General features: G+C 42.2%; 21 protein-coding genes. 12 read left to right on the top strand and 9 right to left on the bottom strand.

Annotated elements, in window-relative coordinates; genetic code table 11:
- Nucleotides 1–162: 162 nt before the first annotated feature.
- Nucleotides 163–1,287 carry a CdaR family transcriptional regulator gene (locus tag NKF87_RS11310; RefSeq protein ID WP_117597736.1) on the bottom strand — a complete coding sequence of 375 codons (1,125 nt, stop codon included), beginning with the start codon at nt 1,285–1,287 and terminating at the stop codon, nt 163–165.
- A gap of 230 nt (nt 1,288–1,517) precedes the next feature.
- Between NKF87_RS11310 and NKF87_RS11305 the strand changes: the two genes are divergently transcribed.
- Nucleotides 1,518–2,273 carry a LamB/YcsF family protein gene (locus NKF87_RS11305; protein ID WP_028088509.1) on the top strand — a complete coding sequence of 252 codons (756 nt, stop codon included), beginning with the start codon at nt 1,518–1,520 and terminating at the stop codon, nt 2,271–2,273.
- A 50-nt stretch (nt 2,274–2,323) separates the two neighbouring features.
- Entirely contained in the window at nt 2,324–3,505 is a 1,182-nt protein-coding gene (locus NKF87_RS11300; protein ID WP_253583581.1) for a pyridoxal phosphate-dependent aminotransferase, read from the top strand.
- Nucleotides 3,506–3,623: 118 nt separating this feature from the next.
- Here NKF87_RS11300 and NKF87_RS11295 read toward each other — a convergent pair whose 3' ends face one another.
- The gene (locus tag NKF87_RS11295; RefSeq protein WP_055214807.1) at nt 3,624–4,544 is read right to left on the bottom strand and encodes a LysR family transcriptional regulator; all 921 of its coding nucleotides are present in this window, start codon (nt 4,542–4,544) and stop codon (nt 3,624–3,626) included.
- A gap of 154 nt (nt 4,545–4,698) precedes the next feature.
- On the opposite strand from NKF87_RS11295, the gene NKF87_RS11290 reads away from it, so the two are divergent.
- The 4 genes from NKF87_RS11290 to NKF87_RS11275 all read left to right on the top strand — a co-directional run bounded on the left by NKF87_RS11290 (nt 4,699) and on the right by NKF87_RS11275 (nt 8,264).
- A complete protein-coding gene (locus NKF87_RS11290) occupies nt 4,699–5,379 on the top strand; it encodes an RraA family protein (RefSeq protein WP_117597734.1) in 681 nt (226 codons plus the stop codon).
- Between the two features lie 133 nt (nt 5,380–5,512).
- Nucleotides 5,513–6,250, top strand: coding sequence for a 5-oxoprolinase subunit B family protein (locus NKF87_RS11285; RefSeq protein WP_055281782.1), 738 nt, complete (start codon nt 5,513–5,515; stop codon nt 6,248–6,250).
- A gap of 16 nt (nt 6,251–6,266) precedes the next feature.
- Complete coding sequence (locus NKF87_RS11280; RefSeq protein ID WP_117597733.1) at nt 6,267–7,211, top strand: biotin-dependent carboxyltransferase family protein; 945 nt, start codon at nt 6,267–6,269, stop codon at nt 7,209–7,211.
- A gap of 87 nt (nt 7,212–7,298) precedes the next feature.
- Nucleotides 7,299–8,264 (top strand): D-2-hydroxyacid dehydrogenase, encoded by a 966-nt coding sequence (locus NKF87_RS11275; RefSeq protein WP_055281777.1) that lies wholly within the window; start codon nt 7,299–7,301, stop codon nt 8,262–8,264.
- Nucleotides 8,265–8,410: 146 nt separating this feature from the next.
- Here NKF87_RS11275 and NKF87_RS11270 read toward each other — a convergent pair whose 3' ends face one another.
- Nucleotides 8,411–9,706 (bottom strand): aminotransferase class V-fold PLP-dependent enzyme, encoded by a 1,296-nt coding sequence (locus NKF87_RS11270; protein WP_117597732.1) that lies wholly within the window; start codon nt 9,704–9,706, stop codon nt 8,411–8,413.
- Between the two features lie 278 nt (nt 9,707–9,984).
- On the opposite strand from NKF87_RS11270, the gene NKF87_RS11265 reads away from it, so the two are divergent.
- From NKF87_RS11265 to NKF87_RS11250, 4 genes are all read left to right on the top strand, one after another.
- A complete protein-coding gene (locus NKF87_RS11265) occupies nt 9,985–11,337 on the top strand; it encodes a dicarboxylate/amino acid:cation symporter (RefSeq protein ID WP_117597731.1) in 1,353 nt (450 codons plus the stop codon).
- Between the two features lie 102 nt (nt 11,338–11,439).
- Nucleotides 11,440–12,831, top strand: a complete 1,392-nt coding sequence (locus NKF87_RS11260) for an alanine/glycine:cation symporter family protein (RefSeq protein WP_055281771.1) — start codon at nt 11,440–11,442, stop codon at nt 12,829–12,831.
- A gap of 515 nt (nt 12,832–13,346) precedes the next feature.
- A complete protein-coding gene (locus NKF87_RS11255) occupies nt 13,347–14,519 on the top strand; it encodes a phosphopentomutase (RefSeq protein ID WP_117597729.1) in 1,173 nt (390 codons plus the stop codon).
- 4 nt (nt 14,520–14,523) lie between these two features.
- Nucleotides 14,524–15,183 (top strand): chloramphenicol acetyltransferase, encoded by a 660-nt coding sequence (locus NKF87_RS11250; RefSeq protein WP_253583579.1) that lies wholly within the window; start codon nt 14,524–14,526, stop codon nt 15,181–15,183.
- Nucleotides 15,184–15,774: 591 nt separating this feature from the next.
- Here the strand turns inward: NKF87_RS11250 and thrH are convergent.
- Both thrH and NKF87_RS11240 read right to left on the bottom strand, forming a co-directional pair.
- A complete protein-coding gene (thrH, locus tag NKF87_RS11245) occupies nt 15,775–16,380 on the bottom strand; it encodes a bifunctional phosphoserine phosphatase/homoserine phosphotransferase ThrH (RefSeq protein WP_055284951.1) in 606 nt (201 codons plus the stop codon).
- Nucleotides 16,381–16,457: 77 nt separating this feature from the next.
- Entirely contained in the window at nt 16,458–17,333 is an 876-nt protein-coding gene (locus NKF87_RS11240; protein ID WP_138376559.1) for a TrmH family RNA methyltransferase, read from the bottom strand.
- A gap of 165 nt (nt 17,334–17,498) precedes the next feature.
- Here NKF87_RS11240 and NKF87_RS11235 point away from each other — a divergent pair, with 165 nt between their 5' ends.
- Nucleotides 17,499–18,281: a class I SAM-dependent methyltransferase gene (locus NKF87_RS11235; RefSeq protein ID WP_253583577.1), complete on the top strand. Its 783-nt coding sequence runs from the start codon at nt 17,499–17,501 to the stop codon at nt 18,279–18,281.
- A gap of 603 nt (nt 18,282–18,884) precedes the next feature.
- Here the strand turns inward: NKF87_RS11235 and NKF87_RS11230 are convergent.
- Both NKF87_RS11230 and NKF87_RS11225 read right to left on the bottom strand, forming a co-directional pair.
- Nucleotides 18,885–20,264, bottom strand: coding sequence for an aldehyde dehydrogenase (locus tag NKF87_RS11230; protein ID WP_253583575.1), 1,380 nt, complete (start codon nt 20,262–20,264; stop codon nt 18,885–18,887).
- On the bottom strand, nt 20,221–21,468 hold the full coding sequence (locus NKF87_RS11225; RefSeq protein ID WP_253583573.1) for an iron-containing alcohol dehydrogenase: 1,248 nt from the start codon (nt 21,466–21,468) through the stop codon (nt 20,221–20,223). Before NKF87_RS11225 ends, NKF87_RS11230 begins: the two co-directional genes overlap by 44 nt.
- A gap of 105 nt (nt 21,469–21,573) precedes the next feature.
- Between NKF87_RS11225 and NKF87_RS11220 the strand changes: the two genes are divergently transcribed.
- Nucleotides 21,574–22,422 (top strand): MerR family transcriptional regulator, encoded by an 849-nt coding sequence (locus NKF87_RS11220; RefSeq protein ID WP_253583571.1) that lies wholly within the window; start codon nt 21,574–21,576, stop codon nt 22,420–22,422.
- Here NKF87_RS11220 and NKF87_RS11215 read toward each other — a convergent pair.
- Nucleotides 22,417–22,707, bottom strand: a complete 291-nt coding sequence (locus tag NKF87_RS11215; protein ID WP_028088492.1) for a hypothetical protein — start codon at nt 22,705–22,707, stop codon at nt 22,417–22,419. The two genes, NKF87_RS11220 and NKF87_RS11215, sit on opposite strands and share 6 nt — an antisense overlap.
- A gap of 89 nt (nt 22,708–22,796) precedes the next feature.
- On the bottom strand, nt 22,797–23,387 hold the full coding sequence (locus tag NKF87_RS11210; RefSeq protein ID WP_055283662.1) for an AAA family ATPase: 591 nt from the start codon (nt 23,385–23,387) through the stop codon (nt 22,797–22,799).
- Between the last annotated feature and the right edge of the window lie 10 nt (nt 23,388–23,397).

The raw sequence follows: 23,397 nt of genomic DNA, 5'->3' as shown, positions 1-23,397 counted from the left end.
TTTTTTAGGTACATAGAAATAAAAATTCAGAATTGATTTCTTAATATGCAGTATAACATAGGAGAAAAAGAAAAATATATAGTACGAAGAATGAAAAAGGGGAAAAATAAACGCAATATATGTTTCAAGTGACATATATTGTGTAAAAAGCTGCAGTTTTATCTACATTTCTTTCAGACGAAGAGCAAGATAAAGAATAACTCCGTCTCTGAAACTACGCGGGTTCAGACCGCAGATCTTATGAATACGGTCTAACTTGTATTGCAAGGTATTCTTATGAAGATAGAGATATTCACTTGTTCTGGAAAGCGATTGCTCATGGTCAAAATAACTGCGTAAAAGAGAACAGTCTGCTTCATCCAGGCAGGAAAGCGTCTTTGCAATAAATTCAGCCGTGGTGACTTCGTTTAAGGATCCAAGGAGGATTTCAAGTGTCAGATCATCGAAGAGTGCATAATGATCAGCAGAATCCGTAAGTGAATTTAATGCGATCCGGGCAGTATCGTAGGAGGTGGAAAGCTTAAAAAGTTCCGCTGGGCGTCCGATACCCATCTGGATGGAATCAGACAGGGACAGACAGAATGATTCCAATTCTTTCAGAGGGAAGGAGCTGTCGATGATTGCAGCATATTCATGTGGATACTGAAACTTATATAAGTGTATGGAATGTTCTGTGAACATCCGTAAAATTTTTTCTTCCGCAGACGAGATCGTGATCGTAGAATGGTCTGATAACATGCGGATGATCAGTACACGTTTTTTCTTCTCGATATTGATCTCAAATTCATCAAGAAGATCATGGATATAGTTCAAATCTGCTATTTTATCCGGGAAAGACTCAAATTCGCAGGTTCCGTTGGAAGTTCCGGTTCCGGACAGCAGATAAGAAACCAGATAAGTGCGCTTTTCTGATAAAGTGCGGGAAGCGGCATTCAATTCCTGTTCGCGGATAAGAAGCCGGGTGATTTTTTCTGCCAGATAAGCAAATTTGCGGACCTCATCCGGTGAACCGCTTATTCCGATAACAGCAATGAGATATCCGTTGTGTGTAACAGGAATATTAACTCCGCTGCTGGTTCCTTCGTAGTGGTCATTATCCTGTACTTCAATGACAGTTTTCGTATCGGCAGCTTTTTTACCGATTTCATGAAAAGAGCCGATGCGGGAAGTATTGGTACTGGCGTAGATAATACCATTCTTATTGATGAAATTAATATCGTGTCCACAAACGTCATGGACGGTATCTACAATCTGTGTAGCGAGCTGTTTTCCAATCTGTGTGATCATTGGTATCCCTCCTGCTTGTATGATTCGCCTAAAAGATCATATTCAAAAAAGTTCATATCTGAGATTATAGCAGAGAATCCGTTCATATTAAAACATGAAAAAATATATTTGATAATAAAAAAAGTTAATATATTAAAGTGAAATTATTTATTTTATTATTTATTCTTGCGGTGTTATACTTGAAGCAACAAGGAAAAAAGAAACGGAAATAACCGAAAGGAGAAAGACTCATGTATAGTATTGATTTGAACAGTGATATGGGAGAAAGCTTTGGAGCATATAAGATCGGAGGAGACGAAGAAATCATCAAATATGTGACCACTGCCAATGTTGCCTGTGGATGGCATGCAGGAGATCCGATGGTTATGGACAAGGTTGTCCGCATGGCTAAAGAGAGAGGTGTTATGGTAGGTGCACATCCGGGATATCCGGATATGATGGGATTCGGACGCAGAAAGATGGTTTTGTCTCATGATGAGATTAAAAATTATGTAAGATATCAGATCGGAGCGCTTGCAGCATTTACGAAGAGTTATGGAATGAAATTACAGCATGTGGCACCTCACGGGGCAATGGGAAATGCATGCCAGTATGATGAAGATATCGCAAGCGCAATCGTAGAAGCAATCTGTGAATACGACAAAGACCTGATTGTTTACTACTGTGCGGGAGCAGTTCTCGGAGATATTGCCGAAAGCAAGGGACTTCGTACAGCTTCAGAGATCTTTGCAGACAGAGCATATATGGATGACCTTTCACTCGTTCCGAGAAAGATGGAAGGGTCTATGATCACAGATGAAGACATTGCAATCCAGAGATGTGTGAAGATGATTAAAGAAGGAAAGGTTACTTCTATCACTGGAAAAGAACTGGATATCAAAGGAGATACCCTTTGTGTTCACGGTGACGGACCGAAAGCGCTGGCATTCGTTCAGAAGATCCGTGAGAAATTCACGGAAGAAGGCATCGAGATCAGACACTTATAAAATATAGTATAGGGACAAACAGATAATCATTTTCAGCAGGAGGAACAGACATGGAATACAAAACAGCAAAAAGAATGGAATGCCTTCCATTCTCCGGAATCAGGGCAGTTATGGAAAAGGCAACAAAGATGCAGCAGGCAGGAGAGAAAGTCATTCATCTGGAGATTGGACGTCCGGACTTTGATACACCGAAAAAGATCAAGGATGCAGCGTATGAGAGCCTGAATGCGGGACATGTATTTTATACATCCAATTATGGAACTCCTGCACTCCGGAAAGAAATCGCAAAATGGGAAAATGAACATCACAATGTGAATTATGAAGCATCGGAAGTTCTTGTAACAGTCGGTGTCGGCGAGGCAACATATGCGTCTATGGCAGCATTTCTGGAAGAAGGCGATGAAGTGCTGGTTCCGAATCCGGTATGGCTGAACTACATTCATGTACCGTCCTCACTGGGAGCAACTCCGGTTACTTACAGCCTGAAAGAAGAAAATGATTATCAGATAGATTTTGAAGAACTGGAATCTAAAATTACTGAGAAAACCAAGATGATCGTAGTGGTTAATCCAAGTAACCCGACCGGCGGGATCTTCTCAAGAAAGACACTGGAAAAATTAAGTGAGATCGCAATCCGTAATGATCTTCTGGTCGTATCGGATGAGATTTACAGTCAGCTGGTGTACGATGGTGCAGAGCATGTCAGCATTGCTTCCATCCCGGGGATGAAAGAGAGAACAATCACACTTGGAGGATTTTCAAAAGCATATTCTATGACCGGATGGCGCCTGGGATATATGTGTGCTCCGGAAGGTATTATCTCTGCATGTGTCAGAGTACATCAGTATACGATCACATGTGCTTCTTCATTTGTACAGGATGCAGCAATTGTCGCACTGAATGAATGTGCAGATGATGTAGAAGCAATGAGGCAGGAGTATCAGAGAAGAAAAGACTTCATGGTAAAAGCATTGAATGATATTGATGGTATCAGCTGCAATAACCCACAGGGAGCATTTTACATTTTTGTAAATGTAAAGAGTCTGAGAATGACATCAATGGAAGTTGCAGAATATCTACTTGAACATGCCAAAGTAGCACTGGTTCCGGGATCGGCATTTGGATCTGAAGGGGAAGGATATCTGAGAATTTCTTATGCATGCAGTTATGAAGACCTTCAGGAAGCAGCTAAGAGAATCAGAGAAGCAGTTGCAGAACTGAAAGCCAGATAAAAATAGAAAAATTAATTTGACACTACCAATTAATATTGTATAACGTATCCAAAAGGAAGAAGCAGTATCTGTTCGTCAGATACTGCTTTTTCGATGAAACAGGAAAATATGGATACCGTTACTGTCCGCCCCATATTTCACCAATCGGGATCTCCTTGCGTTCAAGATGAAGAAGCTGTTCCAGAATCTCTTCAAAAAGCTCAACAGCGCGTTTGCTGGTAGTTTTTGGATATTTGTGTTTGATCTTATAGCAGATGCGGTTTGGAGCCGGATTCTTCAGCTCACTCACATATACTTTGCGGTACCGGGAAAGTTCATGGATGACAGATTCCGGTGCAATCATCCAGGTATCTGCATTTTTCCAGAGACGGTCGAGCAATGTGATCGTATCCGCAGAAATATGTGGTCTGGATACAGAAGAAAGCCAGCGGTCGTGCCAGATTTGAAAATTGTCATCCCAACTTAAGAACAATTCTTTTGTTGGATCCAGTTCATCTGTATGTACGATCGGTTTCTCAACAGTCGGATGTTCGGACTGTACCAGATAAAGTTTTTCTTCAAATAATTTTTCTGAAATAATGTTTTTGTAATGAAGCTGGTGATATACAAAGCCGATATCTATATTATGTTCACTGAGCATACCGTATAATTCGGAAGAATGATGTGACTGAATGCTCAGATCCAGATGTGGATAATTCATAAGGATCTTGTCATACAGAGGGACAAATACGGCGATGTTCAGACTGTCGGTGCAGCCGATATTCAGCAGCAACTGTTCCTGATTATGCTGTAGTTCGAGTGTTTCTTTCCAAAGAGACATCCAGCGTTCGGCGAGGATGATAAAATCCATTCCCTTTGGGGTGAGTTCGACCTGCTTGTGGCCTTTGTTGCGGATGACCAGAGAAAATCCGAGCTCGTTTTCCAGAGAAGTTAACCGGTGGCTTACCGTAGGCTGGGAAAGAAATAAGAGATCTGCGGTTTTGGTAATACTTTTGGTGTTGACAATCGTTAAAAATGTTTCGATTTCAGCGAGATTCATGCTATTCCTCCTCGTTCATTTGTTATTTATATTTCATAGTTTGCAGTTATTCTGAATATAAAAGTTGTTTATATTATACAGAGAAATTATTCGTTTTTCAATCAGTAACTTGTATGCTATGATGAAATCAGAATAAAAGAAAAGAGGTTTTTATATGTCAGCAGGATGTAGAATCAGAAGGAATTTTGAAAGACCGGCAAAGGAGTTAGTTGAGGCATTCCGTGGAATTCCGGTTGCTAATATTGACGATAATTGCGGAAGGATCGCAGCGGTAGATGCAAGTATTTTCCCGTTAAATCCTAAGGCACGTCTTCTTGGAACGGCATTCACAGTAAACGCACCGGCAGGAGATAACCTTCTGTTCCATGCAGCACTTGATATGGCACAGCCTGGAGACGTTATTGTACTTGCAAACAAAGGAAGTATGAGCCGTGCACTATGTGGTGAGATTATGAGCAATTACGCAAAGAAGCGTGGACTTGCAGGTATCATCATTGACGGATGTGTGCGTGACAGCTATACACTCAGCCAGATGGAGTTTCCTGTGTATGCAAAGGGGATTACACCAAACGGACCGTATAAGAACGGTCCTGGAGAGATGAATTTCCCAGTTTCCTTTGGAGGAATTATTATCAATCCGGGAGATATCCTTGTTGGTGATTCCGATGGACTGATCGCAATAGATCCAAAGAATGCGGAAGAGCTTGCTAAAATTGCAAAAGCTTATCATGAAGGGGAAGAAAATCAACTGGACGGAATTATAAATCGTGGTGAATGGCCTCGCCCATGGGTACAGGATTCCCTGGAAAAAGTTGGATTCGAATTTGTGGACTAGCAGATAACTGTATATTAGAAATATTAGTATATGTTATAATGAATCTAAAGTGACGAACGATAAGAAATGATATGCAGAAAGGTCTGTCAGAACATGGGACAGACCTTTCTCCATACAAAATGGAGGTATGAAAATGGAGGTAAGATTTCTTACAGCGGGAGACCGGGCGGTTTCCGTAGAGTTTGGGAAAACAATCTGCCTTGAGACGAATGCAAAAGTACGTATGCTGGATGAGAATTTGAAAGAAGATCCGATCGAAGGCATGATCGAGACAGTTCCTACATACTGTGCACTCATCATTCACTACCGTCCGGAAGTGATCCGGTATGGGAAACTGGTGAAAGAACTGGAGAAAAGACTTGGTAATATGCATGCAGTCGACAATAGTAATAAGAAGAAAGTAGTAAAAGAAGTGCCGGTATACTATGGCGGCGAGACAGGTCCGGACCTGGAATATTGTGCAGAGCTGGAGCATACAACCGTAGAAGAGATCATAAGAAAGCATTCCGAACATGAATACTATGTATATATGCTGGGATTTGCACCGGGCCATCCGTATATGGCAAGATTTGATGAGCCGTTCGGATTCAAGAGAAGAGAATCACCGAGAGTAAAGATCCCGGCAAGATCCATTGTTGTACAGCAGAATCTGTCAGATTTTATTCCATTTGAACAGCCATGCGGATGGAATATTATCGGAAGCACACCGCTGGATATCTGTAACTTTGATAACGAAGATCCATTCCTGGTACATGCCGGTGACTGGGTAAAACATGTGCCGGTAACGAAGTCGGAATACGACAAGATCCGCAGAGATGTGGAAAAAGGTACATATAAGGTGAAGACATATACACCGGAAGGTAACGCATAGAATCGGAGGTCATGATATGGGAATAATAGTTGAAAATGGTGGAATCCTGACGACTGTACAGGATGAAGGAAGATTCGGATATCAGGCATTCGGAGTATCTACCTCAGGAGCCATGGATAATCATTCGTTTCATATCGCCAATATACTGGTAGGAAACGATATGGGAGAAGGGGCACTGGAGATGACATTTATCGGTCCGACATTAAAGTTTACCAGTGATAATATCATTGCAGTGACGGGCGGAGATCTGACTCCGATGCTTGACGGCAATGAATTTCCGATGTATCGGGCGGTTCTGGTGAAAGAAGGACAGACGCTTTCCTTCGCAGGAGCAAGAAATGGATGCCGCGGATATATTGCATTTGCAGGCGGTCTGGATATTCCGATCGTGATGGGAAGTAAATCAACACTGCTTCGTAATCATCTTGGAGGAGTAAAGGGACGAAAACTTGAAAAAAGTGATGAGATTGGATTTGTCTCAGCGAAGACAATACTTCCGAATATGGAAGCAAGAAAAGTACCGGCAAGTGTATATCCAAAGAAAGAGATCGTTCTTCGTGTGGTACTGGGACCACAGGATGATGAATTTACAGAAGCAGGAGTAAAGAGCTTCTTTTGGAACAGTGGTGTGATCACCAATGAATTTGACCGTATGGGCTGTCGTATCGAACGGGAGCCGATCGAACATGTCGGAGATGGTAATATCAATACAGATGGTATTTCCGTCGGATCCATCCAGGTGCCAACAAATGGAAAGCCGATCATCATGTTATCGGACAGACAGAGCACCGGAGGATATGCCAAGATAGGAACAGTAATTTCCGTGGATCTTGCAAAGATTGCACAGGCACAGCCGGGACAGAAAGTACGTTTTGTCAATGTAAGTCTGGATCTGGCCCAGGATCTTTATATCAGAGAGCTGGAGTCGATTAAGGCACTGGATGAAAGGCTGAATGCGTAAGTGGTCATTCAAGTGATGATCATGCAGGATTGCACATGGAAATGAAATAAAACAAAATGCTAATAAAAGAGAAAGGTGAGAAATGTTATGAAAATTGTAGTATTAGACGGTTACACAGAGAATCCTGGAGATTTAAGCTGGGATGCATTAAAAGAATTAGGAGAAGTAGAAGTCTATGACAGAACTTCTTATGAAGAGTCGCCATTAATCGCAGAGCGTATCGGAGATGCAGAGATTGTAGTGATCAACAAAACTCCTATTTCCAAAGAAACAATGGATAAATGTGAAAATATCAAACTGATTGCTGTTCTTGCAACAGGATACAATGTTGTTGATTATGCATACGCAAAAGAAAAAGGCATTCCGGTGGTAAATGTACCTACATACGGAACACAGATCGTAGGACAGTATGCACTCGGACTTCTCCTTGAAATCTGTTCACATTACGGACATCACGACGAATGTGTAAAAGAAGGAAAATGGGAGAACAATCCTGACTGGTGCTTCTGGGATTACCCAATGATCGAGCTCTATGGAAAGACAGCCGGAATCATCGGACTTGGAAGAATCGGACAGGCTACAGCAAAACTTCTGAATGCATTAGACATGGAAGTAATTGCATATGATGCACATGAAAGCGAAGCAGGAAAGAAACTGGCTGAATATGTGTCATTAGATGAGTTATTTGCCCGTTCTGATGTGATCTTCCTTCACTGCCCGTTATTCCCGGCTACAGAAGGAATAATCAACAAAGAGAACATCGCCAAGATGAAAGACGGTGTAATCCTCATCAATAACAGCCGTGGACAGCTTGTTGTAGAGCAGGATCTGGCAGATGCACTGAACAGCGGTAAGGTATACGCAGCAGGACTTGATGTTGTGTCTACAGAGCCGATCAAAGGCGATAATCCACTGTTAACAGCTAAGAACTGTATCATCACTCCACATATTTCATGGGCAGCTCAGGCATCAAGACAGAGAATCATGGATATCACAGTAGATAATATTAAAGCCTTCCTTGAGGGAAATACAGTAAACCAGGTAAACAAATAGAATAAATATGATAAAGGAAAGCCTTTCACAGAGTTATCAAAACTCTGTGAAAGGCTTTCTTTGGTACACTTTCCAGATATTTATATACAAAAAAGAGAAGCTGCCAGATAACAGCTTCTCGCTATTCAAAAGATGAGGAATGGGGGTTATTTCCCTTCTGCAATGTCCTTTGTGATTTTTAAGAACTTGTCTACGTCATCTCTGCCATGGCAATGAAGAGGAGATACACGGAGTGCTCCGTCAAGTCCGAGTGTTTCTACGATACGTTTTGAATATGGACTGCTTTTAACACGTTCAAAGATTGTTACACCGTGTTCCAAATATTTCTGAGCACAGTCAGCATATTCAATACCTTTAATACCCATAGCAATGATTAAATCCTTGTATGTAAGATCTTCCATATCGACATAGACTTCTACGCCAGGAATATGACGAAGACCAGGAACTTCTTCTGTTCCTTCCAGCATACGGTAGAGAAGTCCTCTTTCCTGCAGATGGATTCTGTTCATACCTTCTACATAGAGCTCACGTTTGCTCATTCCTTCAGCTTTGTCTCCAAGGAAATGTTTTGCAATATCGCATACATAATCGATGACTGCCATCATAGATGCGAAGTTACCAGGTGTAGGAGTTCCGAGAGCCCATACATCAGGAGCTTTACATGTGAGTTTTCTGTGCGTCATGCTCGCAACACGGTCAGATACATAACAGTATCCACATCCACGTACACCAAAGAATTTGTAAGGTGCGAAGTTGGATACATCTACACCCCAGTCTTCAACATCTATAACGGCATGTGGTGCATGCTGTACTGCGTCACTTACAATGTAGATGTCAGGATTGATCTCTTTGGCACGTCTTGCAATTTCCTTGATATCCATGATATTTCCGGAAATGTTGGAAGCAGCCATGATGCTTAATAAAACGGTGTCTTTGTCTACGTACTGCATAATCGTATCAGGATCAAGACCACCGGTTGTCTGATTTGCAGGAACTTCACGGAATTCTCTTCCTGTCTGCTTACAGTAGTATTCTACCGCATCATGAGCAGACGGATGTTCCAGTGCAGATGTAACTGCATTTTTTCCCCATTTAACATTTTCCATGATTGTTCCGACAGCATGGAACATTGTCTGGGAAGCAGAAAGTTCAGTGATAAGAGCACCACTCTTTGCACCAAACACAACTTCAAGGATTTCTTTTGTTCCTTCACTTACATAATAAGAAAGATCATATCCTTTTCCACGTACACGTTCCGGACAGTCTGGATATTCTTCCAGTCCGGCTTTGGCTTCTACAGCAGCCCTGAGTCTGAGAGATCCGCCGGAGTTCTCAAAGAAGAGCCGGTCTCCATAATCCGGATCTGTATCGGCATAACAAAACTGTTCTTTTAAGCTTTTCTGATATTCATCTGAAAATAATTCCCCATATTTAGTAGCCATAATTTTTCCTCCTTATTGGCTTGAATCTATTGGTTGTCTTTATTATATCAATGTTGTTGTGAAAAGAGAAATGAATAATGTTGCTGTATAATATTAACGATATTAATATTTGATAATATAGATAATATAAAAGATATTGATATTTTATAGACAAATAATTAATTTTACTTACGACCGCATCCATGTTACATTGTATGTAGTTCATAAATAAACGCGCGGTTTATAGAAAAAATTAGTAAATTCTAATGAAAACAAAAAGGAAAAGGAGTAGAACAACAATGAGTAACACAACGAAAAAACAGCCAATGTCGGTTGTAAAGAAAATGATGATCGCTCTTGTCGGCGGCCTGTTGGTGGGAATTGCTTTTCTTTTATTAAGAGAGCAGTTGATCTCTTCTGGTAATGAGGGTGCATGGACGATACTCAACAAGATCCTGTTCCAGGACATTACAGCAGAAGATGGTGTTAGTGCAATTGGTCTTTTCTACATTATAGGCCAGTTATTTATGAGAGGATTACAGCTTGCGATTGTACCACTTGTATTAGTATCCCTCAGCCTTGCGATGTGCAGTATTTCAAGTTCCACAAAGCTTGGAAGAATTGCAGGACGTACACTGATCGGATTCTTTCTGTTCTATGTATGTGGTGCATTCTTAGCAGGTATCGTTGCATATGCGGTAAAATCAGCAGGATTTTTCAACGTAACACTTCCAAGTGAGGCAGTTACAGATGCAGCAACACTGGATGCATTTAACCCACTGGCAACAATCGTAAATGCAGTACCGTCCAATATTGCTGCCGCATTTAGCAGCAACAACAGTATTCTGGCAGTTGTAGTAGTAGCAATTATCATTGGACTTTGCATGAATGCACTGGGAGAAAAAGCTGATCCACTGAAGAAAGTGCTGGAAAGTGTCAACGAAATCATTCAGTTATACCTTACATTCTTAATTAACAAAGTTGGTCCGATTGCAATTTTCTGCCTGATCTCAAGAACATTTGCAATTTACGGAACAGAGTACCTTGCACCGGCTGCTGCTTATATCGTAGCTGCAATGGTAACCTTATTCGTATTGGTTGTTACAATTTATCCTATTGGTATCTGGGTAACAACAAAGATGAATCCAATTCAGTTTATCAAGAAAATTGCGAAGGTCGGTGTGTTCGGATTTTCAACAAACTCATCAGCAGCATGTCTGCCGCTCAATACAAGGACATGTATTGATGAACTTGGATGCAGCGAAGAGATTACAAGCTTTGTATTACCGACAGGTATGACGATCAATATGAACGGAACAACCGTTATGCATATGTTCGCAGCAACATTTATTGCAACAAGTGCAGGAATTGATGTAACACCTGCCAACCTCGCAACGATCGCATTCTTATCAATCTGTGCAGCTATGGGATGTCCTGCTATTCCAATCGCAGGTACTACACTGATCGTAACGATCCTTTCAGGACTTGGATGGACATCTGATGCATGTATGATCGCTTACGCATTGGTTGTTGCAATCAACCGTCCGGTAGAAATGGCACTCCTGCCACTGAACGTTATCGGTGATGCCACAGTAAACGTAATCGTAAATGCGAAAGAAAAAGAGCTGGATAAAGAAAAATATAACAGCTAAAAATGTAACTGATAAACTTTTCATAACGGCAACGGATGTATTCATCCGTTGCCAAAAAAATGACTATTTATTGACAGGAATTTAACAACTGGGAGGAAAAAAATGGAAACATTTATGAAGTTACTGGAAACAATTCAGACATTTGTCTGGGGACCGCCGACATTGGTGCTTCTGATGGGAACTGGTCTGTATTTTACATATAAATTACGAGGAATACAGATATGTAAATTTCCAAGGGCACTGAAAAGTATTTTTGAAAAAGAAGAAGGGGCAGGCGATGTATCTCCGTTTGCAACACTTTGCACAACACTGGCTGCCGATATCGGAACCGGAAGTATCGTAGGTGTGGCAACAGCTCTTCGTATCGGTGGACCTGGAGCGATGTTCTGGATGTGGGTATCTGCGCTTCTTGGAATGACAACAAAATATGCTGAGGCACTTCTGGCTGTAAAATTCCGTGTAAAAGATGAAAAAGGTGAAATCGCCGGAGGACCGATGTATTATATCGAGAATGGAATGGGAGATAAATTCAAATGGCTGGCAAAAATCTTTGCATTTTTCGGAGTTGTAACAGCACTTCTTGGATGTGGTACCTTTCCACAGGTAAATGCGATTACAGAGTCGGTGCATGATTCATTCCATATTCCAGTCATTGTTATTGGAATTATTGTTACTGTATTAACAGCAGTTGTAACACTTGGCGGAATTCAGGCAATCTCGAAAGTTGCACAGTTTGTTGTTCCATTTATGGCAATTTCTTTCATTGGTGGATCAATGGTGATTCTGATCGTGAACCATTCCGCAATTCCGGGAGCATTTGCAGAGATATTTTCCTGTGCATTTTCTAAGGAATCTGCACTTGGCGGAGCAGCAGGAACGGCTGTGGTCTCTTTCATGACAGCTATGAGAACCGGTGTGGCAAGAGGTGTATACACGAATGAGGCTGGGCTTGGAAGTTCACCAATCGTGGCGGCAGCAGCAAAGACAGATTCCTGTGTAAAGCAGGGGTTGATTTCAATGACAAGTGTATTTTTCACCACAATTCTGACATGTTCTATGACAGGACTGGTTGTAATCTCAAGCGGCTTGCTTGATAAAACTGATTTAAGCGGAAGTGTTCTGGTTACAAAGGCATATAATGCCGGACTTCCGTTTAATATTGGTATGTATCTGGTAGCAGTAGGAATTATCTTCTTCTCATTTACTACGATCCTCGGATGGAACTATTATGGAGAAAGATGTGTGCTGTATCTCACCGGAAAGACAGGAAGTATCAAGATTTTTAAGATCGTTTATATTCTGGCAATTGCAACAGCGCCGTTCCTGACACTGGAACCAATCTGGCTGATGGCGGATATTACCAATGCGCTGATGATCATTCCGAATCTGATCGCATTACTTGGACTTCGAAAAGTGGTTATCAGCGAAACTAAGAAATTCTTCGACCGGGAAGAGCGTACGAAGGTGAATGTAAGAAAATCAGTAGTAGAGTAGATTTATTGTTGAAAAATCTTTTGACATATTCATAAGATGATGTTAGTATAGTTATAGAAAAAGAGTGCTACCGATAGACGGTTAGCCCGATAATAATTTAGTAAAAATAGTCGCTTAGTTTACCAGACTGTGGGCGGCTATTTTTGTGTCTTATGATTATCCTTACCAATAGTGTATCCGATGCTGAAGCATGATAAGCCGAAACTGATGATAGCTAAAAAATCCATAATACTCATTGGCTTAGCCCTCCTTTCCAGTGAATTCCTTTTCAGGTTTCTATGTAATCAGAGGGGCACAGTCCCTCTGCAGAAGGACTAACCGCCTACCGTTTTGGTAGCACCCGTGATATGATTATAACAATTAACAACGAAAAATACAATATATATTTACTTACTAATGGATAATTTAAAGGCGCGATTTTATTAGTGAGAATAACAAATTATGGATTCATGTATCTTGCACAGTCTTCTTATATAGACTTATAATAAAAGAAAAAGACCGAAAGGACTGATTCTATGAAACGTATTTTTTGGATCGTATTGGACAGTGCAGGCATCGGTGAAGCACCGGATGCGGATAAATTTGGTGATATCGGAAGTAATACATGGAAGAGTTGCTATGACAGCGGGAAACTTCATATTCCGAATATGGAAAAGATCGGAATCTACCAGATCGATGGTATGGAATATGCAAAAAGCACAGAGAATCCGACCGGAAGTTTTGCAAGAATGCAGGAATTATCCTGTGGAAAGGATACGACGACCGGACACTGGGAAATGGCGGGAATCGTAACACCGGATCCACTTCCAAAATTTCCAAATGGATTCCCAAAAGCATTCATAGAGGAATTTTCAAAAAGGACGGGAAGAAAGATTCTATGTAATCTGCCGTATTCAGGCACACAGGTCATTCATGATTATGGCCGGGAGCAGGAAGAGACAGGAGCACTGATCGTATATACATCTGCGGACAGTGTATGCCAGATCGCAGCGCACGAGGATGTAATTCCGGTAGAGCAGTTGTATGAATACTGCAAGATCGCCAGAGAGATGCTGACGGGAGATCTCGGAGTCGGAAGAGTGATTGCAAGACCATTCATCGGAACATGGCCAAATTACGAACGAACGATCAGACGGCATGACTTTTCACTTGCACCGCCGAGACAGACGGTGTTGGATGCATTAAAAACAGAAGGAAAAGATGTGATCGGTGTCGGAAAGATCTATGATATCTTTGAAGGGCAGGGAGTGACGGAGACCTACCCGAATCAGGGAAATGAAAAAAATATGGAAAAGACGATCGAGATACAGAAAAAAGAGTTCGACGGACTTTGCTATGTGAACTTAGTAGATGGGGATATGATCTATGGACACCGGCGTGATATCGAAGGATATGCAGGAGCATTGACGCAATTTGATGAACAGCTGGGAGAGTTCCTTACGAATATGCGGGATGATGATATGCTGATGATCACGGCAGACCATGGCTGTGATCCCGGATATACCGGAACAGATCATACGAGGGAATATGTGCCTTGCCTCATATATGGAAAAGAGATCAAAGCGGGAGTAAACCTGCATACCAGAAAAGGGTTTGCAGATATGGCGGCGACGATCGCGGAAGCTCTTGGAAGTATCTACCGGGGGGATGGGGAATCTTTCTGGGGTGAAATAAGAAATAAGAGGTGACATTATGAGTCTTCCACCATATAGAAAAATCGATCAGTCAACCTGGTCGCGCCAGGATCACTACAAGTATTATACCGAAAAATTAAAAGTAAACTACAGTATGACAGCACGCCTGGATGTAACAAGATTAAGAGCAGAATGTGACCGCTTGGGGGTGCATTTCTATGCAGCCTTTATCTGGTGTACGTCAAATGTTGTGAACCGCTTGCCATTTATGAAGATGATGACGGATGAAAAAGGCAGTCTGGGAGTGTGGGATGTTGTACACCCGAATTATACGATCTTCCACAAAGAAGATCACACATTTTCTGACTGCTGGAGCGAATACGATGATGACTTTGCGACTTTCTATAAGAGAATAGAAGCGGACATAGAAGCTGCAAAGAAGGTCAGAGGCATCAAGGCAAAAGCCGGACAGCCGGTGAACTTTTACTGTATTTCCTGCGTGCCATGGCTGGATTACACCGGATATGCGGCATCAACAGCATCTGATCATGTGCCGCTGTTTCCGATCATTACATTCGGTAAATACACAGAAGATAACGGGAAACTGACACTTCCGCTGACGTTTACGATTGCCCATGCGGCGATGGATGGGTGGCATACGTCGGAATTCTTTCGGGAGATGCAGAAGGAACTGCAAGGAATTGAATTGGGAATTTAATTTATTAACGGGGAAGCGGCCTCTCAGTCCTTGAAGGAAACAATAGATAAGGCTTCTTGTTCAGGTTCCATACCATAAGAAACACTAAGAGAGTCAGAATCACCTAAAAGCAAAGGAACTACGCTCAAACTCGGCGTTCGCCTCAAACACGTTCGCTTCGTTCCTTTAACGGTGCTTCTGACTCTCTAATTGTTTCTAACGGCATTCCACATTCACAATAATCCTTATCTATTGTTTCCTTCAAGTCGTGACTGGCAGCGAATGTTAATAAATAAAATGCCCGGAAGTGTAACCCGGTGAAGGCCACTACGATTACGCACTTGCCATTTCATTCTTAAGGCATTCGACACCCACGGAATAAAAAGTAGGAAGCCGTTCCAGTGAATGTGAAGAAGGTGTTGGAAATAGTTAAGCGTCAAAATTATGCGTTGGGTTTTCGAAATTTGCCTGTTTGAGCCGAATGGCGAGTTGCAAATTTCGGAAGCCCGTTTTTAGCATAATTTTGACGCTTTAGTATTTCCCACCGACGGAACCTGAACAGGAACGGCTTCCTACTTTTTATGCAGGTCCGGGTCGTCGTGCCTTCCTGAATTAAATCCCAATTACCGATTTTATAGCTCCCAACAATTCCGCATATGTCTCGTATGCCGGAATCTCCGGATGATCTTCTTTGATCTTATCAGTGGTGCGGAACAGGAATCCTGCTTTTCCTGCTTGGATCATGCCCAGATCGTTGTACGAATCGCCACTTGCAATTGTTTCAAATCCAATAGACTGTAGTGCTTTCACGGTGCTGAGTTTTGAGTTTTCCACACGCATCTTAAAATCTGTGATCTCGCCATTTTCTGCGATCTCAAGACTGTTGCAGAACAATGTCGGTCTTCCGAGCTTTTCCATCAATGGCTGTGCAAATTCTGTAAAAGTATCACTGATCAGAATTACCTGACTGAAAGAGCGCAGTTCATCTAAGAATTCTTTTGCTCCCGGGAGTGGGTCGATCTTAGCAATCGTTTCCTGGATTTCCTTGATTCCAAGTCCATGTTCTTTTAAAATATCCAGTCTCCATCTCATCAGTTTATTGTAATCCGGTTCATCCCTTGTCGTTCTTTTTAGTTCAGGGATTCCACTTTCCTCGGCAAATGCGATCCATATTTCCGGTACTAATACTCCTTCAACATCCAGACATGTAATATACATTCTATGATTCCTCCTATACCTGTTTGTCTTTTTGCTTTTTATCATAACACAAGTTTGCTGATTTTACATTCTTTTTATTAGCAATTCTTCATTCCTAACTGCCAGAATGCAACCGCACTGGCAGCTGCGACATTCAGCGAATCCACACCGTGTGACATCGGAATCATTACCGTATAATCGCAGGCGGCAATGGTTTCCGCCAGCAGTCCGTCTCCTTCCGTTCCCAATATCACTGCCAGCTTCTCTTCTTTTGCGAGTTTTGGATCAGCGATACTTACGGAATTTTCTTTCAATGCCATCGCCGCCGTCTTAAATCCCAGTTCACGTAATATATGCATTCCTTCTTTTGGCCAGCTTACAGATCTATCCACAAATGTCCACGGAATTTGGAACACTGTCCCCATACTGACCCGGCTTGCTCTTCGGTAAAGCGGATTACTGCATCCACCTGTCAAAATCACTGCATCCATGTGAAGTGCCGCTGCTGAACGGAAGATAGCGCCTACATTCGTGGGATTCATTACATTTTCAAGTACTGCTATTCTGTCACAGCCGGCACAGATTTCCCGTAGCCCCGGCAGATTCCGCCTTTTCATTACACATAACATTCCTCTGGTCAGTTTAAATCCGGTAAGCTTCGTCAGTACAGCAAATTCTGCCGTATATATCGGTACATTGGCACACCGTTCAAGTACGGCTATTGTTTCCGCATCTTCCAAAGCCTGCTTTTTTTCTACCAGAACAGACACCGGCTCATATCCTCCATCCAATGCCCGGATAATCACTTTCGGACTTTCCGCAATAAACAGTCCTTTCTCCGGATGGTCTTTGTTCAAAAGCTGTGCTTCTGTGAGCCTTGCATATACATCCAGTTCCGAAGCATCAAAATCCATAATTTCTTTTGCATTCTGTAATAGCCTTATATTCGCAGTTTCTGTATTATCCATAATCATTTTCCTCTTCTTTGTCATTCACAGGATCTTATTGTTATCTTATTATACAGAATGAATGATATTTTCTCAATTCTGTAAATATTTTATGCCCATAATCCCGGACTTTATGTTAAAGTGGATAAGGTATGAGCAGATATTTTTTTGATATAAGGAGAATTCTTCACTATGATGACTGAACTTGAGAAATATTATAATAAATTTAACGAAGAAAAACGTCTTGGAAGCCGGCATGGACAAGTCGAATTTACAACTTCTATGAAATATATACACGAATATCTTCCAAAAGATAAATCTGTAAAAATTCTGGATGTAGGTGCAGGAACCGGCCGTTACAGTGTCGCCCTTGCGGAAGAAGGTTACGATGTTACCGCTGTTGAACTGGTTAAATATAATCTTGGCATTTTAAAAAAGAAGAACAGTTCCGTAAAAGCTTATCAGGGTAATGCTATGAAACTATCTCGCTTTTCGGATAAAGAATTCGACTTGATCCTGGTATTTGGCCCTATGTACCATCTGTATTCCATGGAAGACAAAGTCAAGGCACTGACCGAAGCAAAACGTGTACTAAAAGATGACGGTGTAATCATGGTTGCTTACTGTATGAATGAATACAGTGTCCTGACCTATGGATTCAAACAGAATCATATTTTAGAATGTATAGAAAGTGGGAAGATTGATGAAAACTTCCGTGTACAGCCAAAACCGGAAGACCTCTATGATTATGTACGTCTGGAAGATATGGATGCATATAATAAGGCCGCCGGACTGGAACGGATTAAAGTAATCTCAGCAGACGGACCTTCGGATTATATGCGCCCGGTACTCAATGCAATGGATGATGAGACATTTGAGACATTTATCCGATATCATCTTTCGGTATGTGAACGCCCGGAACTTGTGGGGGCAGGATCACATACGGTGGATATTTTGAAGAAGATTGGGATTTAATTTATTACCGGGGAAGCGGCCTCTCAGTCCTTGAAGGAAACAATAGATAAGGCTTCTTGTTCAGGTTCCATACCATAAGAAACACTAAGAGAGTCAGAATCACCTAAAAGCAAAGGAACTACGCTCAAACTCGGCGTTCGCCTCAAACACGTTCGCTTCGTTCCTTTAACGGTGCTTCTGACTCTCTAACTATTTCTAATGGCATTTCACATTCACAATAATCCTTATCTATTGTTTCCTTCAAGTCGTGACTGGCAGCGAATGTTAATAAATAAAATGCCCGGAAGTGTAACCCAGCGGAAGCCACTACGGTTACGCATTTGCCATTTCATTCGTAAGGCATTCGACACCCACGGAATAAAAAGTAGAAAGCCGTTCCAGTGAATGTGAAGAAGGTGTTGGAAATAGTTAAGCGTCAAAATTATGCGTTGGGTTTTCGAAATTTGCCTGTTTGAGCCAAATGGCGAGTTGCAAATTTCGGAAGCCCGTTTTTAGCATAATTTTGACGCTTTAGTATTTCCCGCCGACGGAACCTGAACAGGAACGGCTTCCTACTTTTTATGCAGGTCCGGGTCGTCGTGCCTTTCTGAATTAAATCCCAAATTATTTTAAAAACATCCGCAACATCTTCCTCTTAAACTTATTATACCTTTGATACCGCACCGGAAGATCCATCCAGGTCTTTTTATCCACAATACTCCTGTAATGTGTAAACTCATCGAATCCGGCTTTCCCATGATATCCACCCATTCCGCTTTCGCCGACACCGCCGAACGGCATGGCACTGGTAGCAAGATGAATGATGGTATCGTTGATACAACCACCACCGAAGTGACAGCGGTCAAGGACTTTCTTCTGTGCAGCTTTATCTTCACTGAAAAAATACAGTGCCAGCGGATGCGGATGTGATTCCACGGTCTGAATGGCATCATCCAGTGATTCGTAAGTCAGGATCGGAAGGATTGGTCCGAAGATTTCCTCGCCCATGACAGCATCCTCCCATGTAACATTCTTCATCACAGTAGGTGCAATGCGTAAAATCTTGGCATCCGATTGTCCGCCGATCACTACTTTGGAAGAATCAATCAGCCCCTGCAGACGCTGGAAATGTTTCCGGTTGATAATCTTACCGTAATTAGGATTCTCCAATGGATGTTTACTGAACTGACGGCGGATCTCGGATTTGATCGCATCGGTCAACTGGTCACGGATCGCTTTATCACAGAGAATATAATCCGGTGCGACACAGGTCTGTCCGCAGTTTAAGTATTTACCAAAGACAATACGTCTTGCGGCAAGAGGAATTTTGGCCGTAGAGTCTACAATACATGGACTTTTACCGCCAAGTTCCAAAGTTACCGGTGTTAAATATTCGGCTGCATGTCTTAAGACTTCACGTCCGACCGTCTTTCCGCCGGTGAAGAAGATCTTATCAAAACGCTGGTTTAAAAGCGCCTGGTTCTCGGCACGTCCGCCGGTCACAACAGCGACATATTCATCTGCAAAGCATTCTTCGATGATCTCCTGCATCACACGGCTGGTAGATGGTGCATAAGCACTTGGCTTAACAACAGCGGTATTACCGGCGGCCAGTGCATCAATCAGTGGTTCCAGTGTCAGCAGGACCGGATAATTCCATGGACTCATAATGAGAACATTTCCGTATGGGGAAGGAGAGCGGAAGCTTTTGGCTGCAAACTGTGCCAGCGGTGTCGGAACGACCGTTTCTTTTGTCAGTTTTTTTATGTGCTTCAGCATCCAACTAAGTTCTGAAAGTGTGAGTCCTATCTCACACATATAACTTTCCGTCTCACTTTTTCCAAGGTCGGCTTTTAAGGCAAGATTCAGATCCGGTTCATGGCGGATGATAGAATCTTTTAATTTCTGAAGTTGCTCTATTCGATAAGCTACAGGCAGAGTCTGGCCTGTCTGGAAAAATTTATGCTGCTTTTCCAGGATGTTCTGAATTTCTGCTTCTGTCATTTTCATTTACCTCCTGTACAAGATGATACATCTGTTCCAGTTTTGAAGGTCCCCATAAAACAGGTACCGGATAGAGAGGGTTCGCTTCTTTATCTGCATAACGGGCCAGTTTCGGAATATCCTCATTGCGGATACCATCCAGTGTCTCGGGGATATTCATGGAAAGATTCATGTTTCGGATATGCCGGATGAATTCTCCGGCAGCAACTGCGTCAAGGTCCGAATCAGAGATGCCGGTAAGACGCGCAAGTCTGGCCAGCTTTTTGTGTGCGGCAGTTCCATACGCTTCCAGTATGACCGGAAGAAGTACAGAATTGGCAAGTCCATGAGGAATTCCGTAACATCCACCGAGACTGTGGGCTACGGCGTGCACATATCCGACATAACTTTTGGTAAAGGCAGTTCCGGCAAGATAAGAGGCACGGAGCATATGATGTCTTGCAGTTTTGTCATTTCCATTATTATAAGCGTTTTGCAGATTGTCGAAGATCAGTTGGATGGCTTCGACAGCTGCGCTGCGTGTCTGTCTGGTAGTAGAGCGTCCGATATAAGCTTCAATGGCATGGGTCAGTGCGTCCATACCGGTAGTTGCCGTAAGCTGTGGCGGAAGTCCGTAAGTGACGGATGGCTCCAGTACCGCATAGTCTGGAATCAGATTAAAATCGTTGATTGCATATTTGTGATGCGTATCGGCATCAGTGATCACAGCTGCAAGAGTGGTCTCACTTCCGGTTCCGGCAGTTGTCGGAACTGCGATCAGGAGCGGAAGTCTGTGCCAGATCTTTAAGATGCCTTCCATCTTAGAAAGAGACTTATGCGGGCGGGCAAGTCTTGCACCGACTGCTTTTGCACAGTCCATGGAAGAACCGCCGCCGAATGCAAGAAGTGCCTGACATTTATGGTCAAGATAAAGATCCTTCGCATCTTCTACGTTGGCAGAAGTTGGATTTGCAACTGTATCTTTATATATTGTACATGAAATCTGAGATTTTGAAAGCTGTTTTTCCAAAGGTTTTGTAAGTCCAAGTTTGTAGACACCCGGATCTGTGACGAGCAGGATGTGGGAAATGTGATGTTTTTTTAGTACGGCAGGGACATTTTTGAATCCATCGATTAATTCCGGTTCCCGGTAAGGAAGAAACGGAAGAGCAATTCTAAAACAAGTCTGAAAAATGCGACAGTATATTTTCTTAAAAGTATTCATGAGAAACCTCCATATAATATAAAAAATTGTGTGTTCAAAAGAATTGGAAAAATACAGTGTCATACTGCAAAATCCTGTGCTAGAATAAAACCGGGGGTAACACCCATGTCAAGAAAGAGAGTGAAAGATATGCAGAAAAAAGACGAATACTGCATCACTGCAGGTGAATTTGCAAAGATGTGCCAGACCACCAGAGATACACTCCGCTATTATGAGCGCCAGGGAATTCTGGTGCCGAAGAAGAATCCGGTCAACGGATATCATTATTATAGTTATGCACAGATCAGTTCCTATTATTTTATAAAAACATTTCGTGAACTGGACTGTTCGGTGGGTGATATTAAAGAATACCTGTTGGGCGGGGAAGAGGTAAGATTTGACGCTTTTGTGGATCAGCAGTATGACAGACTGCTCATGATGAGAAGAGAACTGGACCGGAAGATCCACACGATTGCCGGAACGAGGAAGATTCTGGATCAGATCCGGATTGCAGATGTAGGGAAACCGGTGATCAGAAAAGTGGAACATTCTTTATATCTGATGCTGACAGAAGTCCGGTCGTCACCGGCGACTTCGTCCGGGGAGATAGCAGAAGATATACGCAGACATCTGAAATGTTGTGAGATTCCGGATGTCCAGGCATTTCCAATGGGATCCGCAATTGGGAAAGAAGCATTTATGAAGGGAATATATTCGTATAAAAATGTGTTTAGTTTTGCGGATAAAAAGCAGAAAGTATATACAGAGATGAAGCCGGGGGAATATCTTGTGGCTGTATCGCGGGAAAGTGACGGAGATATCAGCAGAACTTACAGAAAGATGATGGAATTACTGCAGAAAGAGAAGAAAAAATGGAGTTCAGATATTTACATTCTCAGTATTGTCAATGTGATCGACCCAAACGAAGAACGGAAATATCTGAAATATATATTTGCAGCGGTCAGTGATTTATAGTATCATTTTCATCTTATCTTTCTCCATCTGCATCCAGTAATCTTTGCGCTCTTCAAATTCCTGAGAGATCCATTCCAGTGATTCATCCAGTCCTTCTCCGGTGAATGGAAAATCTTTCAAAGTCTTTACATCATCAGAAGTCTGTTCGAAGCACCATGGTTCCGGATACACCCATACGTGCAGAATGTCATTTTCTGCACGCATGAAGAAGCGCATGCCATGATGAGAACCGGAGAAAGGTTCTTTTTTTAATACTTTTGTATTGAGACCGATAACCTTGATCATAAGAAATCCTCCCTTGTTGTTCAGTCGGTATTCTCATCTTATCACAAAAAGAATGATTCATAAAGGCAGATTTCTAAAGGCAGATTCTTTTATTTCTGAGCCTCTTCTGCAAGTTTTTTGTAATAAAGAATCAGATCTGCAGCCTGCTGATAACTCAGATGAGTGGTGTCAATGGACAGGTTGTAGTATTTGGACTGTCCCCATTCTTCACCGGTGAATTCCTTGCGGAAAGTACTGCGTTTTTCATCAATTTCTTCAATCTTACGTTTGGCTTTTAAGCGGGAATTGATGTGGTCACGGGCCATGACTGCAGCAATCCGCTTGTCCATATCTGCATGAATGAATACACTGAAGGCATTGTCCTGTTCACGTGTAAGGTATCCGGCGCAGCGGCCAATGATGATGCACGGCTTCTCGGCGGCCAGTTCTTCTACGAGTTCAAAAGGAAATGGCTTCTTCTTAGGTCTGGAGTAGTTCATAGCGATGGAATACAGCAGACTGTTCATCGGCTGTTCTTCCAGATATTCTTCAACTTCCCCCTCAAATCCACGTTCTTTTGCAATTGCAATGAAACGTTCTTTATCATAGAATTCATACCCGGTACGTTTTGCAAGAATCTTTCCGATGGCATGTCCGCCGCTTCCATATTCACGTCCGATACAGATAATTGTTTTTTCCATAATTGTTAAC

Origin of the sequence: Dorea longicatena (assembly GCF_024168045.1) — a bacterium.
Taxonomy (GTDB): domain Bacteria; phylum Bacillota; class Clostridia; order Lachnospirales; family Lachnospiraceae; genus Dorea_A.
This window is presented reverse-complemented; position numbering and strand designations above follow the sequence as displayed.

Excerpts from the sequence above, each read along its gene's own strand:
- NKF87_RS11305 (WP_028088509.1), top strand. The coding sequence starts at position 1,518 with ATGTATAGTATTGATTTGAACAGTGATATGGGAGAAAGCTTTGGAGCA.
- NKF87_RS11235 (WP_253583577.1), top strand. The coding sequence starts at position 17,499 with ATGATGACTGAACTTGAGAAATATTATAATAAATTTAACGAAGAAAAA.
- NKF87_RS11295 (WP_055214807.1), bottom strand. The coding sequence starts at position 4,544 with ATGAATCTCGCTGAAATCGAAACATTTTTAACGATTGTCAACACCAAA.
- NKF87_RS11290 (WP_117597734.1), top strand. The coding sequence starts at position 4,699 with ATGTCAGCAGGATGTAGAATCAGAAGGAATTTTGAAAGACCGGCAAAG.
- NKF87_RS11275 (WP_055281777.1), top strand. The coding sequence starts at position 7,299 with ATGAAAATTGTAGTATTAGACGGTTACACAGAGAATCCTGGAGATTTA.
- NKF87_RS11285 (WP_055281782.1), top strand. The coding sequence starts at position 5,513 with ATGGAGGTAAGATTTCTTACAGCGGGAGACCGGGCGGTTTCCGTAGAG.
- NKF87_RS11310 (WP_117597736.1), bottom strand. The coding sequence starts at position 1,287 with ATGATCACACAGATTGGAAAACAGCTCGCTACACAGATTGTAGATACC.
- NKF87_RS11240 (WP_138376559.1), bottom strand. The coding sequence starts at position 17,333 with ATGATTATGGATAATACAGAAACTGCGAATATAAGGCTATTACAGAAT.
- NKF87_RS11225 (WP_253583573.1), bottom strand. The coding sequence starts at position 21,468 with ATGAATACTTTTAAGAAAATATACTGTCGCATTTTTCAGACTTGTTTT.
- NKF87_RS11300 (WP_253583581.1), top strand. The coding sequence starts at position 2,324 with ATGGAATACAAAACAGCAAAAAGAATGGAATGCCTTCCATTCTCCGGA.
- thrH (WP_055284951.1), bottom strand. The coding sequence starts at position 16,380 with ATGTATATTACATGTCTGGATGTTGAAGGAGTATTAGTACCGGAAATA.
- NKF87_RS11215 (WP_028088492.1), bottom strand. The coding sequence starts at position 22,707 with ATGATCAAGGTTATCGGTCTCAATACAAAAGTATTAAAAAAAGAACCT.
- NKF87_RS11260 (WP_055281771.1), top strand. The coding sequence starts at position 11,440 with ATGGAAACATTTATGAAGTTACTGGAAACAATTCAGACATTTGTCTGG.
- NKF87_RS11280 (WP_117597733.1), top strand. The coding sequence starts at position 6,267 with ATGGGAATAATAGTTGAAAATGGTGGAATCCTGACGACTGTACAGGAT.
- NKF87_RS11265 (WP_117597731.1), top strand. The coding sequence starts at position 9,985 with ATGAGTAACACAACGAAAAAACAGCCAATGTCGGTTGTAAAGAAAATG.
- NKF87_RS11210 (WP_055283662.1), bottom strand. The coding sequence starts at position 23,387 with ATGGAAAAAACAATTATCTGTATCGGACGTGAATATGGAAGCGGCGGA.
- NKF87_RS11270 (WP_117597732.1), bottom strand. The coding sequence starts at position 9,706 with ATGGCTACTAAATATGGGGAATTATTTTCAGATGAATATCAGAAAAGC.
- NKF87_RS11255 (WP_117597729.1), top strand. The coding sequence starts at position 13,347 with ATGAAACGTATTTTTTGGATCGTATTGGACAGTGCAGGCATCGGTGAA.
- NKF87_RS11230 (WP_253583575.1), bottom strand. The coding sequence starts at position 20,264 with ATGACAGAAGCAGAAATTCAGAACATCCTGGAAAAGCAGCATAAATTT.
- NKF87_RS11250 (WP_253583579.1), top strand. The coding sequence starts at position 14,524 with ATGAGTCTTCCACCATATAGAAAAATCGATCAGTCAACCTGGTCGCGC.
- NKF87_RS11220 (WP_253583571.1), top strand. The coding sequence starts at position 21,574 with ATGTCAAGAAAGAGAGTGAAAGATATGCAGAAAAAAGACGAATACTGC.